Genomic DNA, 14,894 nt, shown 5'->3' on the forward strand with positions numbered 1-14,894 from the left:
GCACGTGACCTGACGCACGTCACGCATCCGCATCATCACCGTGGAGGTAGCCCGTGGGGGCGCACAGCTCGGGAGTGGTACCGTCCACCAGCACGGACCGACGGTGGTACCGCATCGTCGGCGGCGCTCCGCTCACCGGCTCGGTCGAAGCGTCCGGGGCCAAGAACTCGGTCACCAAGCTGCTCGTCGCCACCCTCCTCACGCCAGAGCCGTGCACCCTGACCCGGGTGCCTCGGATCGCCGAGGTCGACGTGGTCCTGGGCATGCTCGCCGAACTCGGCACCCAGGTGGAGTGGCTGGACGAGCACACTGTGCGACTCGCCACCGAAAAGATCATCGACGCGTCGCTGTCCGAGGCCTACTCCGGGGTCAACCGGATACCGATCCTGATGATGGGCCCGCTCCTGCACCGCGTCGGCGAAGCCGTGATCCCGCTGCCCGGCGGTTGCCGGATCGGCAAGCGTCCCGTCGACTTCCACCTCGCCGGCCTGCGTGCCATGGGTGCGGAGATCGTCGAGCAGCTGCGTTCCGTCCAGGTCAAGACCCTGGGTCTGCACGGCACCCATGTCGCGCTGCCGTTCCCGAGTGTCGGCGCGACCGAGAACCTGCTCCTGGCCGCGGTCCGGGCGCAGGGTACGACCGTCATCTCGAATGCGGCGGTGGAACCGGAGGTCATCGACCTCATCATGTTCCTGCAGCAGATGGGCGCCCTCGTCGACGTGGAGGTCGACCGCACGATCGTGGTGCAGGGGGTCGACGCCCTGCGGGGAGCCACCCATGCCCCGGTCCACGACCGCATCGAAGCCGCGTCCTTCGCCTCGGCCGCGGTGGCCACCAACGGCAGGGTGGAGGTGGTCGGTGCCCGCCAGGAACATCTGGCGACCTTCCTCAACCACCTCCGCCGGCTCGGTGGCGAGTTCGAGGTCACCCCGCGGGGCATGACCTTCTTCCGGTCCCAGCCGTTGACCGCGTCACATGTGCAGACCGACGTGCACCCCGGGTTCATGACCGACTGGCAGCAGCCCCTGGTCGTCCTGCTCACCCAGGCCAAGGGTGCCTCCGTGATCCACGAGACGATCTACGAGGACCGGTTCGGATACACCAGGCAGCTGGCCGAGATGGGCGCCGACATCGCCCTGTCGACCCTGTGCCTCGGTGGGAAGGCCTGCCGGTTCGCGTCCCGGGACTTCGAGCATTCGGCGGTCGTGAGCGGGCCGACCTCCCTCACCGGCGGTGATCTGGCGATTCCCGACCTGCGCGCCGGCTTTGCCTACGTGCTGGCCGCGCTGGTGGCCGACGGCACCAGCATCATCCGCGGGACCCGTTTCCTCGAACGCGGTTACGAGGACCCGGTGGGTAAGCTGCGCTCGATCGGAGCGTTCATTGACACGCAGGCCGTGGGTTCGCCCCCGGCACCGACCACGCCCCGGCCTGACCGGAACGACGGTGCTGCCGGGCCAGGCGCGTGCAGGTGAGGCGCATGCAGTTCAGGGACATGCAGGTCAGGGACATGCAGGTCAGGGACATGCAGGTCAGGGACATGCAGGTCAGGGACATGCAGGTCAGGGACATGCAGGTCAGGGACGGAGCCGGTACTCCGGGCCCGGCTCCCGACTCATCAGATCCTTGACGGCCTCCATCGGGGGAAGACCCTCATAGAGGACCCGTTCGACCTGGCGAGTGATCGGCATGGCGACGCCCAGGTCATCGGCCATGGCGAGCAGGGGGCGGCAGGAGCGCACCCCCTCGGCGACCTGCTGCTGTTCGGCCTCCACCTGCGCGAGCGTGAGGCCACGCCCGAGTTTCTCGCCGAAGGTGCGGTTGCGCGAGAGCGGGGAGCCGCAGGTCGCCACGAGATCCCCCAGTCCCGCCAGTCCCGCGAATGTCATCGGATCGGCACCCAGCGCGACCCCGAGTCGGAGAGTCTCGGTCAGGCCGCGCGTCATCAACGAGGCGAGGCTGTTGGTGCCGAAGCCCATTCCCTCCAGCATGCCGGCAGCCAGGGCGATGACGTTCTTGATCGCTCCGCCCAGCTCGCAGCCGATCACGTCGGTGTTGGTGTAGGGGCGGAAATAGGGCGTCCAGCACGCCGCCTGGACGGCCTCCGCCGTGCTCGTCGAAGTACTGGCGATCACAGTCGCCGCCGGCTGCTCGGCGGCGATCTCGGGCGCCAGATTCGGACCGCTCACCACCGCGATCCGGTCCGGCGACACGCCTGTGACCTGCGTGATGACCTCGCTCATCCGCAGCTGGCTGCCCACCTCCACCCCTTTCATCAGGCTGACGTAGACGGCGTCGGAGCCAATCAGGGGCGCCCATCCGGCGAGGACGGAGCGCAGCGCCTGAGACGGTACGGCCAGCACCACGAACTCCGCGCCGGCCAGCGCCTCCCCCGCGTCGGACATCGCGCGCACCCGGTCCGGCAGCTGGATCGCCGGCAGATAGCGCGGATTGACCTGGCGGGTGTTGATCGCCCGGACGATCTCAGGGTCACGGGCGACCAGGTTGACCCGCGCTCCGGCATCCGCGAGGACCTTCGCGAACACACTTCCCCAGGACCCGGCCGTAAGCACCGCGGCCCGTCTCACCTGGTTCCCCAGAAAACGTCCGGCCGAGCGGGGGGAGCGATCGCGACCCTGACGATGGGTACGAGGAAGGCGCCACCGATCGAGGCGTTTTCTACCTTGTGGCGGGAATCGACAATAATTGTGCCCTCCGGATGGATCGCGTGCCTGGTATCGACGCCCGGCCGGCTGGACACCTCGCATCGCGCCGCGTCCGCCGCGTCCTCACTCTGACCGTAGACGCCGATCTGGCGGGTACCACGCAGGATGCGCCGCATGCCGGGGACGCGCCACGGCTCCGGCGTTCAGCCCGCGCACGCAGGACCCGGCGCACCGCGGGGTCGGCATGGCCTATGGTCGCCTTCGTGTGGCTCCCACGAAACGGAGTGTCCTGGACGGTCGTGCTGCCGCTGAAGAACCTCACCCGGGCGAAGACCCGGCTGGACCGCCCCGACCGGAGCCGGCTGGCCCTTGCGATGGCTTTGGACACGGTGATGGCGGTACTTGGGTCCGAGACCGATCTGGTCGGCGCCGTGATGATCGTAACGAACGATCGGACGGCCGACCACGCCCTGTCGGCTCTCCTCAATTCCCACTATATCGGCGCAGATCAACCGGATCTTTCCCCGGCTGCGAGGAGTGCTCGGCTCGTCGTGATTCCGGACGAACCCGACCGAGGTCTCAATCCCGCTCTGGTGCACGGCGCCGCGCTGGCCTCGGCCCGCTGGCCCACCCGTGCGGTGGCTGCCCTCTCCGCCGACCTTCCCGCGCTGCGCCCCCCCGAGCTGCATCAGGCGCTGTCCGAGGCGAGCCAGCACCGTCGAGCGGTTCTCGCCGACGCGACCGGAACGGGAACCGTTCTGCTGACCGCGTCGGCCGGCGCCACCCTGCAGCCCGCATTCGGACCACACAGTCACGCCACGCACCGTCGCTCCGGAGCGGTGGATCTGACGGGAACCCTCGGTGGCTCGGTACCGGGACTGCGACGTGACGTCGACACGCTGGCGGATCTGGCGCAGGCCCGGGACCTGGGGGTAGGCCGGGCCACCAGGGCGGCGCTGACCGCCGGGTATCACTCCCCGCTCGTGGCGGAGGACTCCGGCGGATCCGGCGGCGGACCGGGCACCTCGGCGGAGTCAGGGCTGTCCGTACCGCCGGGGATCGTAGGCGGAACCCAGCGCCGGATCGTGAGCGACGCGAGCGGACCAGGCCGGGCGAAGAAGTATCCCTGACCCAGCTCGCAACCCAGCTCCTCGAGCTCGGCGATCTGTCCTTCCCGCTCGATGCCCTCGGCCACGACGACGGCACCGAGGGCGTGCGCGAGACTGATCATCGATCGACGCATCGTCGCCACTCGGTGCCCGTCCCTGGGCGGTTCGAGCAGCGTCCGATCGAGCTTCACGACGTCCACCGGCAGTTGATGGAGGGCGGCCAATGTGCTGTGGCCGGCACCGACATCGTCGAGCGCGACCGCCACCCCCAGCGCACGAACCTCGTTCAACACCTCGCGTGCGCCGCGCAGATCGTCAATCCGGCTCGTTTCGGTGATCTCGACCACCAGCCTGCCCGGGTCGAACCGACTGGCCGCCAGCGCCCGGGCGACACTGTCGAGCAGCGTGGTATCGGCGATCCTGCTGGCTGAGACGTTCACGTGCAGCCGCAGTGCCGAGGCCGGGTACGCCACGGCGACCTCCGCGCAGGCCTGGGTGAGGACCATGTCGTCGAGGGCGCCGACGATGCCGCCGTCCTCCGCGGCCGCGACAAAGGTGCCCGGTGGCACCGGTCCACGCCCCGGCTCCGTCCATCGGGCGAGGGCCTCCAGGGCGACCGGACTGCGATCGCGCAGCCGCACGATGGGCTGGTAGTGCACGTCGAAGCCGGCCGACCGTCCTCCCCTGCGCAGGGCGGTGGCCAAGGCGTCGGCGAGGTGCGTGCCGACGCTGGGCGGGCACAGTCCGGGCCGGTAGACCACCAGACGGTTCTTTCCCGTTCGTTTTGCCGTGTGGACGGCCGTGTCGGCCCGCCGGAGCAGCGCCTCGGTGGTCTCCTGGGTCCGGCACGCGACGACCAGCCCCACACTCCCGCGGACCGGCCAGAGGTGACCGGCGGCCTGCGCCGGCTGGCGCAGCGCGGCCAGGACCCGTTCGGCGACGGTCTCGGGCAGTTCCCGCCCACCGTCCAACAGCACGGCGAACTCGTCGGAGCCGAGCCTCGCCACGGTGTCCGACGTGCCTACGCAGTGTCGTAGCCGTTGCCCGACCTCGCGCAGCAGATGATCACCTGCGGCGTGCCCGAGGCTGTCGTTGACGACCCGGAAGTCGTCGAGGTCGCAGTACAGGACGGCCACGTCACGGCCGTCGTGGCGGCTCGCGGCGAGGGCGTCGGTGAGCCGCTGGTGGAACAGGGCGCGGTTGGCCAGCTCGGTCAACGGGTCATGGGATGTCCAGTGCCGCGCCTCGTGCTCGGCCTCGCCGACCCGGCCCGCCAACCGCTGACTCACCCGCAGGGTCGTCAGCTGCCGGACGAGGACGGTGAGGACGAGCGTCGCACCCCCGATAATCTCGACCGGATCGAGAACGACTCCGCCGTGGGCCCGCCCCAGCAGAAGCGCCGCGACCACGGCCGCGGCGACATAGGGGACCGCCGGCCACAGCCATCCGAGCAGTTCGCCGTGAACGGGCCACCGGCGAGACCGGCGGCCGTTCTCCCGGCCGTCCTCCCGGCCGGCACGCGATGCCGCAAGGACGATCAACAGGGCACCGGCGACCGAGCAGGAACCCGTCATCGTGGGATCCCTGCCGTCGAGCTGAACGATCCACACGCCGGCGACCGCGAGGCACACCAGTCCGGTTCCGGCGATCGCGACGGCGGGCAGGTCCACCGGTTGCCGGAAGCCTGCCACGTGCAGGAATGCGATGATCAACAGCAGCACGACGATCGGATGCGCAACCGCGAGGAGATGCTCCACCGGCTGCGGCGGGCGGGAGGAGTCCACTTCGTCGATCCCGGCGAGCACCCCGGACCAGGCGAGCAGGAACAGGGAGTTGCCGAGTATGACCTCGTCGAACGCGGTGGCCGGACCGGCGCGCGGGTAGGCGGCGGCCACCCCCTCGCAGCCCGCCCCGGCGACGCGGGTGAGCCGCGAGGAACTCGGCGGCCAGCGGTGGCTGCCCCCGGCGAGGCCGGCCATCCCTGCCGGCGCCAGCACGCCCGCGCGCGGTCGTGATCGACGCGCCCGACCCGCGGGAACAGCCGCGAAGGCGGCGAGTGCGAGGACCGGCATGGCGAGTTGGCCGGCGTCGGTGAGATACCCGGCATCCGTCGCGGTCCGCCCTCCGGCCGATGCCCCGTCCCAGCGGTGCAGCATCCATCCGGCCTGTCCAACCGTCCAGGTTGCCAGCGCGAAGGACAGCCACACCAACCAGCGGCCCCGTACTCGACCGAGACGGCGACCGGCCAGGGCACAACTCAGTGTCGCGGTCAGGCCCGCGGCGATCGCGGCGGCGTCGACGAGCATCCCTCGTCCCGCCCTCCTCCCCCTGTGCTGGCCGCCTGGGGCAGTCGGCCGCCTGGGGCAGAGGGATCCGACCGGACCACGGAAACGGCCCACTACATCACGATAAGGTACAAACGAGTGCGACGGCGCTTCTCGGCACCGTAGCGCGTGATCGCTATATCACAAAGAGTAGGCGGATACTTCGCGTGCCGCGCGGTCTCTGCCAGCGTCCGGATCGGGGTCAGACCAGCGATGCGGGTCCCGCCCGGCCCCCGCTGCCAGAGATGCCACATCGATGCTGCCGAGTCCATCGGGGACTGGCACCATCTACAGGCATGAGCGAGCTGATGGCGACCCGTCCTGAACAGCCTCAGCGCAAGGCCCGCAGTGGCCTGCTCGAGCCCCTGGAGGCGCCACGTCAGCCTGCGCCGTCCGACCTGCCCGCCGGCCGCTTCATCAACCGAGAGGCGTCCTGGCTCGACTTCAACGCCCGGGTCCTCGCGCTCGCCGAGGACGTGTCCACGCCCCTGCTGGAACGCGCGAAGTTCCTAGCGATCTTCGCCAGCAACCTGGATGAGTTCTACATGGTCCGGGTCGCGGGGCTGATGCGACGCGAGGCGACGGGACTGGCCGTCCGCTCCGCCGACGGGCTGACCGCCCGGGAACAACTCGATCTCATCAGCACGATGACGGCCGAGGTCACCCAGCGGCATTCGCGATGCTTCACCGACGAGGTGGGGCCGTCGCTGGCCCATGCCGGGATCAGCATCCGGTTCTGGCCCCAGCTGACCGAAACCCAGCGTGATCAGCTGCACCACTACTTCCACAAGCAGATCTTCCCGGTGCTCACTCCCCTCGCCGTCGATCCGGCGCACCCCTTCCCCTACATCAGCGGGCTGTCGCTCAATCTGGCCGTCCAGGTCCGTGACCCGGGCGGGGAGGTCGACCGCTTCGCCCGGGTGAAGGTGCCCCAGAACGTTCCTCGGCTGGTCCCCGTGGCGGTGGAGCCTACCGACACGACCGGCGTCCCGGGGGGCCTGGCCCCCCAGGCGAGCGCATGCTTCGTCCCGCTGGAGGAAGTGATCGCCGCCCATCTCTCCCAGCTGTTCCCGGGCATGGAAGTGATCGACTCCCATCTGTTCCGGGTCACCCGCAACGCCGACCTCGAAGTCGAGGAGGACGAGGCGGAGGATCTGCTCCAGGCTCTGGAGCGCGAGCTCGCCCGGCGCCGGTTCGGTCCCGCCGTCCGCCTGGAGGTGGACGGCGACATCGATGATGATCTGCTCACCCTGCTGATGCGGGAGCTGGAGATCACCGAGCGCGAGGTACATCGGGTCGCCGGCCTGCTCGACCTGTCGACCCTGTGGGCTCTCTACGACCTCGACCGCCCGGAGCTGAAAGACACGCCGCGGGTCCCGATCACACATCGGCGGCTGACGACCGATGACGGCGAGACACCGGACTTCTTCAGCGTGCTCCGGGAGGGCGACGTCCTCGTTCACCACCCGTACGACTCGTTCACCACGTCCGTTCAGCGGTTCATCGAGCAGGCGGCGGCCGATCCGCATGTTCTCGCCATCAAGCAGACGCTCTATCGCACGTCCGGGGACTCCCCCATCGTGGATGCCCTCATCGGCGCGGCCGAGGCGGGAAAGCAGGTCGTCGTCCTCGTCGAGATCAAGGCCCGGTTCGACGAGAGCGCCAACATCCGCTGGGCCCGCGAGCTGGAACGGGCCGGCTGCCACGTGGTCTACGGTCTCATCGGCCTGAAGACCCACTGCAAGACCTGCCTCGTGGTACGCCAGGAACGCGGCGGCCTGCGCCGCTACTGCCATGTGGGTACCGGCAACTACAACCCCAAGACCGCTCGGCTCTACGAGGACCTCGGGCTGCTGACCGCCGACCCGGGCGTGGGCGCGGATCTCACCGACCTGTTCAACGTCCTCACCGGCTACAGCCGACAGACGGAGTACCGCTCGCTGCTGGTCGCCCCGCAGCACATGCGGGATGGCATCCTGCAGCGGATCGAAGCCGAGGCCCAGGCTGCCCGGGAGGGCGGGGAGTCCGGGATCCGCATCAAGGTCAACAGCCTTGTCGACGAACAGGTGATCGACGCGCTGTATCACGCCTCCATCGCCGGGGTACCCGTGCACTGCCTGGTCCGCGGGATCTGCGCCCTACGTCCCGGAGTGCAGGGCCTGTCGGAGACGGTCCACGTGCGCTCGATCCTGGGGCGGTTCCTGGAGCACAGCCGGGTCCTCGAGTTCACCTCGTCCGGCGAGTTCTGGATCGGCAGCGCGGACATGATGCACCGCAATCTCGACCGTCGTATCGAGGCACTCGTGCGCGTCCCGCACCCAGACCGGCGAGACACCCTGCGGCAGATGCTCGACCACGCGTTCTCCGACGAGGTGTCCGCCTGGGTGCTGCAGTCCGACGGCTGCTGGGAACGACGCATGACCGGGCCGGACGACGTTCGCCTGTCGGACTACCAGCACGACCTGATGGCCGACGCCATGCGGCGCGGGCACCGGTAAGCCCGGCGCCCGCACCGATGGTCAGTCGTTGCTCGCCGAGACGCTCGACTTGAACTCGGAGCCGGGCCGGAACTTCGGCACGACCGAGGCAGCGACGTGCACGGGCTCACCCGTCGCCGGGTTACGACCTGTGCGGGCGGCCCGTTCCACCCGCTCGAACACGCCGAAGCCGGTGATGGTCACCTTCTCTCCGCTCGCGACGGCCTCCTGAATGGCGTCGAACACCGCGTCGACGGCCTTGGTGGCGTTCGACCGCCCGCCCTCGATCTGCTGGGCGATGCGGTCAACCAACTGGGACTTGTTCACAACAACCTCCGGACGCCCCCCGCGGGCGCGGGGTGGGGAGCAGATCGGGCATCACACTGCGCTGCACCGTAGGCATCTCCACTGTCGAGGGCAATTCCCGTGAGCGTGTCGCGTCACACAAACCCGCACGTCAACGGGTTCGCTCCGGTGGGCGACGGGATGCGTAGGGTCCGGCCGACATAGCTCGTTCGGCAGATTCATTACGTTCAGTAGCGAGAATTGCCTTCTGGCTTGGGCGCAATGTCACCCTTTGGTAGCCGGATGCCCCCGACATCGCCGATGCCACTCCGCTGGGTAGCTACCCGGAAGCCTGCCGCGACAGCCGCTTCATCCCCACAGAGATGATCAACACTCCCCCGGTGCACCCGTCACCCATCCCACCTTCCTGAATGTGAGATCCGACACGCACCACCGTGAACCCCCGACCGAGACCGGACCCGACTCCGTCCCCGCGGATGGTGCGGTGCTCGGGAACCGGCGCACCCGGACGCCGGTGGCCGGGTGACAGCCCCGGGCGTTAGGCGGTGGTCGGCGACCAGGCGGGCCGACCGGCCTCGAAAGAGGTGATCATCTCTTCGTGGCGAAGGGTCAGCCCGACGTCGTCGAGCCCCTCCATCAACCGCCAGCGGGTGAAGTCGTCGAGGTCAAAGCTGGCCACCAGCCCCGCGCCCCGGACCTCGCGCGCGACGAGATCGACAGTGATCTCGATCGTGGGATCGGCCTCGACGGCGGACGTGAGTGCCTCGACCGTCTCAGCCGGCAGCTGCACCGGCAACAGGCCGTTGCCGAGGGCGTTGCCGCGGAAGATGTCCGCGAACCGGGGCGAGAGCACGGCACGGAACCCATAGTCCTGCAGCGCCCAGACGGCGTGCTCCCGCGAGGAACCGGTGCCGAAGTCCGAGCCGGTCAGCAGGATCGACGCCGCGGCGTACGCTGGGTCGTTCAGCACGAAGCCGTCGTCGGCGCGCCACTGCGCGAACAGGCCGGCGCCAAATCCCGTCCGCTCGATCCGCTTGAGCCACTCACTTGGAATGATCTGATCGGTGTCGACGTCGCTGCGGCGCAGCGGCACCGCGCGCCCGGTGTGAATCGTGAACGCCTCCATCGCGGAAACGCTCCCCTCTCAAAGAAGTCGTGGATGAACGACGGTCGCCGTCGTGCGTGGACCGACGATCCACGCCGGGCGCGCTACAGATCCGCCGGAGCGGTCAGCCGACCGGTCACGGCGGTGGCCGCGGCGACCGCGGGTGAGACGAGATGGGTGCGCCCACCCGGCCCCTGCCGGCCCTCGAAGTTGCGGTTCGACGTCGAGGCACTGCGCTCGCCGGGCCGAAGCGTGTCGGGGTTCATGCCGAGGCACATCGAACAGCCGGCGCTGCGCCACTGCGCTCCCGCCGCTCGGAAGACCTCGTCGAGCCCCTCCGCCTCGGCCTGCGCCTTCACCGCCATGGAGCCGGGAACGATCAGGACCCGGACCCCCTCGCTCACCCGCCGGCCGCGCAGCACGTCGGCGGCGGCGCGCAGGTCACTCAGGCGCCCGTTGGTGCACGATCCGATGAACACCGTGTCGACGGTGACGTCGGACAACGGGGTGCCGGGGGTGAGGCCCATGTAGGTCAGCGCTCGTTCGACCGAGGCCCGCGCGGCCGCGTCCGGGTAGTCGGCGGGCGCGGGAACCAGCGATCCGAGCGGTGCGGCCTGGCCCGGGTTGGTTCCCCAGGTGACGTAGGGCGTGAGGCTCGCGGCATCGATCACGACCTCCCGGTCGAAGACCGCGTCGGAGTCGGAGGCGAGGGTGCGCCAGTAGGCCACCGCTTCCTCCCAGGCAGCGCCGGTGGCGACATACGGCCGCCCGGCGAGATATTCGAACGTGACGCCGTCGGGCGCGATCATCCCGGCGCGCGCACCGGCCTCGATGGACATGTTGCAGACCGTCATCCGGCCCTCCATCGGCAGGGCCCGGATCGCCGCACCGCGGTACTCGATGACGTGGCCGGCACCACCGCCGGTACCGATCCGCGCAATGATCGCCAGGATGAGATCCTTCGCGGTGACCCCGACGGGCAGGTCGCCCGCCACGGTGATCGCCATCGTCTTCGGCCTGCGCTGCGGCAGCGTCTGGGTCGCGAGGACGTGCTCGACCTGGCTGGTGCCGATCCCGAAGGCCAGCGCCCCGAACGCGCCATGGGTGGAGGTGTGACTGTCACCGCAGACGATCGTCATGCCGGGCTGGGACAGCCCGAGCTGGGGGCCGACGACGTGCACGATGCCCTGGCCCGGGTCGTTCATCGGGTACAGCCGCACGCCGAACTCGGCGCAGTTCTTCCGCAGCGCCTCCACCTGAGCCGCCGAGATCGGATCGGCGATCGGCGCCAGCGTGTCGGTGGTGGGGACGTTGTGATCCTCGGTAGCGAGGGTCAGCTCCGGACGCCGCACGGGCCGCCCGGCCAGCCGCAGGGCCTCGAACGCCTGCGGCGAGGTGACCTCGTGAACCAGGTGCAGATCGATGTACAGCAGATCCGGTTCACCGTCGGCGCGCCGCACCACGTGGGCGTCCCAGACCTTTTCCGCAAGTGTGCGCCCCATGGGCAACCCATTCTCCCCTCTTCTGGCGTGGTGATGAGTTTCCCTGTCCCACAGCTTGTTGTCTCGTGATGTGGGATGACAGTATCAATGTGTGAAACAGCTTAGCGGAGTCGGAGTCCTGGACAAAGCAGCCCTCGTGCTGACCACCGTCGAGGCGGGACCGGCGTCACTGGCTGATCTGGTGGCCCGAACCGGGCTCACCCGTGCGACGGCGCATCGGCTGGCACAGGCTCTCGAGGTCCACCGCCTGCTCGGCCGGACCGCCGACGGCCGCTTCGTCCCCGGGCCGCGGCTCGCCGCGGGGACCCCGACCCCCCTGCCGTGGGACCTGCTGGATCGGGCCGGCCGGGTTCTCGCCGAGCTTCGTGAGGTGACCGGAGAAAGTGCCCAGCTCTATGTGCGGCGCGGGGCCCTGCGCCACTGCGTCGCCGCCTCCGAACGCGCCAGCGGCCTGCGCGACACCGTGCCCGTCGGCGCCGCACTCCCGATGACGGCGGGGTCCGGTGCTCAGGTCCTCCTCGCCTTCGCGGCGCATCCCGAGCCGGAACTGCTCGCCGGAGCCCTGTTCGACGAAGCTGTCCTCCGCCGGGTGCGCGATCGTGGCTGGGCGGAGAGCATCGGGGAACGCGAGAGGGGGTTGGCGTCCGTGTCCGCCCCGGTGCACGATGGCACGGGAACGATGATCGCGGCAGTGTCCCTGTCGGGACCGGTGGAGCGACTCACCCGGTCGCCGGGGCGCCGGCACCGCGCGGCGGTCCTCGCCGCGGCAGCCCGGCTCTCGACACCGGCCGTCGGCTGACACACCCACTCGCCTGTATCCACTCGCCTGCATCCACCCGCCACCAACCGCCGGCCACCGGACGTCGGCCACCAACCGGTGGACCACCGCAACTTTCCCCGGCCACAAAACACGCGACCGGACCTTTTCGTCGGCCGTTCTTGCCATTCGCCATTTTGAATCCCCCATTCGGACCCCACGCCCGCGACTGCCCGGGCTACATCTGCCGGTGGTGGGCGGCGGCTCCACCGCGCAGGGGTATCCCCCGCCGCGCGGCTTCGCCGCCCTACGTCGTAGCCTGTTCGAGTCGTCCGTCTCGGATGATCGGAACAGTAGGCCGGATGACCCATGCGGGTATTGGCATCTAGTGCAAGCGATACAGCTCGCCCGCGCACTGGTGCGCTCGTCCGGATGACGCTCCGGGCTCCGCCCACGGGCCGCCGCCGCCCGCAGCGGCGCCGTCGTAGGCTCGGCCGCCCCGGGCGGCGCCAAAGAAGGGGACAACGCGCGGTGCGCAAACTGGGTTCGCGGTACGTGCTGCACGAGATACTCGGGCAGGGTACGACCGGCCAGGTCTGGCGGGGCGCCGCCGTCTCGGACGGTGCTCCCGTGGCCATCAAGGTGCTGCGCCCCGAGCTCGCCGACGATCCCGAGATCGTGGAGCGCTTCCTGCGTGAATGGGACCTTCTGATCGACCTCGACAGCCCGGATCTCGTCGCCGTACGCGATCTGGTGAACGAACCCGACGTGCTCGCCATAGTCATGGATCTGGTTGACGGTCCCGACCTGCGGACCCATCTGCGCGAGTTCGGGCCTCGACCGGTGGAGGAGGCGGTCCGGCTCGTCGTCGGCACCCTGTGGGCGCTCGACAGCGTGCACGCCGCCGGCGTCGTCCACCGGGACGTCAAACCCGAGAACATACTCATCGACACTTCCGATCCGGCTCATCCGATCGTGCGCCTGACCGACTTCGGGATCGCCCAGATGATCAATGGCTCGTCCCGGACCAGCGTCACCGGGCCGATCGGGACCCCGCTCTACATGGCCCCCGAGCTGAGCACGGGCGCGCCACCGACCCCGGCAGCGGACGTGTACTCGGCGGGAGTCGTGCTGTACGAGCTTCTCGCGGGTTCGCCGCCGTTCGACTCCCCCAACCCGGCCGAGCTCCTGCAGGCGCACCGCGAAAAACAGCCCCAGCCCATCCAGGGTGTGCCTGCGCCGGTGTGGGGTGTGCTGGCCGGAATGCTCGCCAAGTCCCCGAGGGGGCGGCCCGTGAGCGCCGCCGACGCGGCCGAAGACCTGGCCGAGGCGCTCGAGGCCAGCCGTTGGGGGGGCGGCTACGCGTCCAGGCCAGGCAGCCATGCCGACCATGACAACCGAATCCAGCTTTCCGCACTCGCCGGCGCGTCCGCGGCCCGGAGCGCGGATCATTCCCCCACCACGGGAACGCAGCGCGTGGTGCGCTCCGCCGCCGTGGCCGCGGCGGGGGGCGCGGGATGCGTGGTCGGGGCGGGCGGCGCAGCCGCCTGGCCCGACCTGGAGCACACGCAGATCGCGGGAAGTCCGCTGACCACCGCCACGAAGACCGGTGGCACGCAGGCCGGTGTCACGCAGGCCGGTGGACGGGAGGGCGGTGTCGAGCGCACCCGGATGGCCCCGGCCACCGGCGGCCGGGGAGGGTGGGACGGTGACGCCCCGACCGGCATGCAGCCGGCGCTGCGGGTCCCGGCCCGCTCCGACGCCCCGGCCGCGGACACGAACACAGTCATGTCGGCGATCCCGGCGAACCACCAACCCGGCCCCCCGATCGGTGGGGCCGGGCCCGCCTCGCGGGCGGCTGCCGACCGGCGGCGGCGTAGCCGGATTGCGGCGGGTGCGGGCCTTGTCGTCGCCCTCGTCGCCGGTGCCGGCGGCTGGGCGCTCGCCTCCAGCGGGGGCACCGGCGCGGAACTGAGCGCGGACGGTCCCGGCGGGGTGTCCGCCGCGGCGGCCTCGGGCGGTTCCGGCTTCGGAACCAGCGGAGCCGCTCCGGGCATGGCCGTTGGGGTCAACCCGACGAGCCTCTCCGGGGGCGGGACGACCCCGCGGCCCAGTGCGAAGGGATCTCCCTCCCCCGGCGCCGGCACGGCGCCTGCGGCCAGCCCCACGGGGGCCACGCCGACGAACAGCCCGACGGCGCGGAGCAGCCCGTCCCCGTCACCCACCGACGACGGCACGGCGACCGTTCCCAACACCGAGGGCAGCTCGTTCACCACGGCGGAGAACACCCTGAAATCGGCGGGCTTCACGAACCTCAGTAAGGCCTTCGGGTGCTACGGCGCCGGTGCGGTCGACACCGTCGCGCACCAGTCCCCGAAGTCCGGAAAAATTACCAAAACAGCCACGATTAACCTGCAGGTCGAGGATTGCGCGCAGGTACCCGGCGTCATCGGAATGACCGAGTCGGACGCCAGGTGGCAGCTCACCCTCGCCGGTTTCACCTCCACCGCGGTCAACGGGTCATGCACCAACAGCGAGACCAGCAAGGTGTCGGCGTACTCCCCCACCGGACAGCGTCCACGCCATTCCACGACGGTGACGTTGACCCTGGCCTGCACCAAGCCCCCAGCGTCCGCCCCGGCCCCGAC

At 70.2% G+C, this 14,894-nt stretch carries 10 protein-coding genes and 1 pseudogene; 5 read left to right on the forward strand and 6 right to left on the reverse strand.

The genetic code is table 11. The features are described from left to right. Positions 1-53 precede the first annotated feature (53 nt). The gene (gene murA / locus AC08OO_RS00500) at positions 54-1,475 is read left to right on the forward strand and encodes a UDP-N-acetylglucosamine 1-carboxyvinyltransferase (RefSeq protein ID WP_476610791.1); all 1,422 of its coding nucleotides are present in this window, start codon (positions 54-56) and stop codon (positions 1,473-1,475) included. A gap of 102 nt (positions 1,476-1,577) precedes the next feature. Here murA and AC08OO_RS00505 read toward each other — a convergent pair whose 3' ends face one another. Together AC08OO_RS00505 and AC08OO_RS00510 are read right to left on the reverse strand one after the other, a co-directional pair. Beyond that, entirely contained in the window at positions 1,578-2,588 is a 1,011-nt protein-coding gene (locus AC08OO_RS00505; protein WP_476610792.1) for an NAD(P)H-dependent glycerol-3-phosphate dehydrogenase, read from the reverse strand. Then, positions 2,585-2,842, reverse strand: coding sequence for a hypothetical protein (locus AC08OO_RS00510; protein WP_476610793.1), 258 nt, complete (start codon positions 2,840-2,842; stop codon positions 2,585-2,587). Before AC08OO_RS00510 ends, AC08OO_RS00505 begins: the two co-directional genes overlap by 4 nt. A 75-nt stretch (positions 2,843-2,917) precedes the next feature. On the opposite strand from AC08OO_RS00510, the gene cofC reads away from it, so the two are divergent. Continuing rightward, entirely contained in the window at positions 2,918-3,796 is an 879-nt protein-coding gene (cofC, locus tag AC08OO_RS00515) for a 2-phospho-L-lactate guanylyltransferase (protein WP_476610794.1), read from the forward strand. Between the two features lie 35 nt (positions 3,797-3,831). Here cofC and AC08OO_RS00520 read toward each other — a convergent pair. Continuing rightward, positions 3,832-6,081 (reverse strand): annotated as a pseudogene (locus AC08OO_RS00520) (putative bifunctional diguanylate cyclase/phosphodiesterase); the annotation flags it as partial. A gap of 314 nt (positions 6,082-6,395) precedes the next feature. Here AC08OO_RS00520 and AC08OO_RS00525 point away from each other — a divergent pair. Further along, positions 6,396-8,597, forward strand: coding sequence for an RNA degradosome polyphosphate kinase (locus AC08OO_RS00525; protein ID WP_476610795.1), 2,202 nt, complete (start codon positions 6,396-6,398; stop codon positions 8,595-8,597). Between the two features lie 21 nt (positions 8,598-8,618). Here AC08OO_RS00525 and AC08OO_RS00530 read toward each other — a convergent pair whose 3' ends face one another. The 3 genes from AC08OO_RS00530 to leuC all read right to left on the reverse strand — a co-directional run bounded on the left by AC08OO_RS00530 (position 8,619) and on the right by leuC (position 11,489). Continuing rightward, positions 8,619-8,903 (reverse strand): HU family DNA-binding protein, encoded by a 285-nt coding sequence (locus AC08OO_RS00530; RefSeq protein ID WP_011437995.1) that lies wholly within the window; start codon positions 8,901-8,903, stop codon positions 8,619-8,621. Positions 8,904-9,420: 517 nt separating this feature from the next. Then, positions 9,421-10,008, reverse strand: a complete 588-nt coding sequence (gene leuD, locus AC08OO_RS00535; protein ID WP_476610796.1) for a 3-isopropylmalate dehydratase small subunit — start codon at positions 10,006-10,008, stop codon at positions 9,421-9,423. A gap of 83 nt (positions 10,009-10,091) precedes the next feature. Next, a complete protein-coding gene (leuC, locus tag AC08OO_RS00540; RefSeq protein ID WP_476610797.1) occupies positions 10,092-11,489 on the reverse strand; it encodes a 3-isopropylmalate dehydratase large subunit in 1,398 nt (465 codons plus the stop codon). A 91-nt stretch (positions 11,490-11,580) separates the two neighbouring features. Here leuC and AC08OO_RS00545 point away from each other — a divergent pair, with 91 nt between their 5' ends. Together AC08OO_RS00545 and AC08OO_RS00550 are read left to right on the forward strand one after the other, a co-directional pair. Beyond that, positions 11,581-12,288, forward strand: coding sequence for an IclR family transcriptional regulator (locus tag AC08OO_RS00545; RefSeq protein ID WP_476610798.1), 708 nt, complete (start codon positions 11,581-11,583; stop codon positions 12,286-12,288). A 489-nt stretch (positions 12,289-12,777) separates the two neighbouring features. After that, a partial coding sequence (locus tag AC08OO_RS00550) for a protein kinase domain-containing protein (RefSeq protein ID WP_476618130.1) occupies positions 12,778-14,894 on the forward strand: 2,117 nt, incomplete at its 3' end.

It is taken from the genome of Frankia sp. CeCAU1 (genome assembly GCF_977971845.1).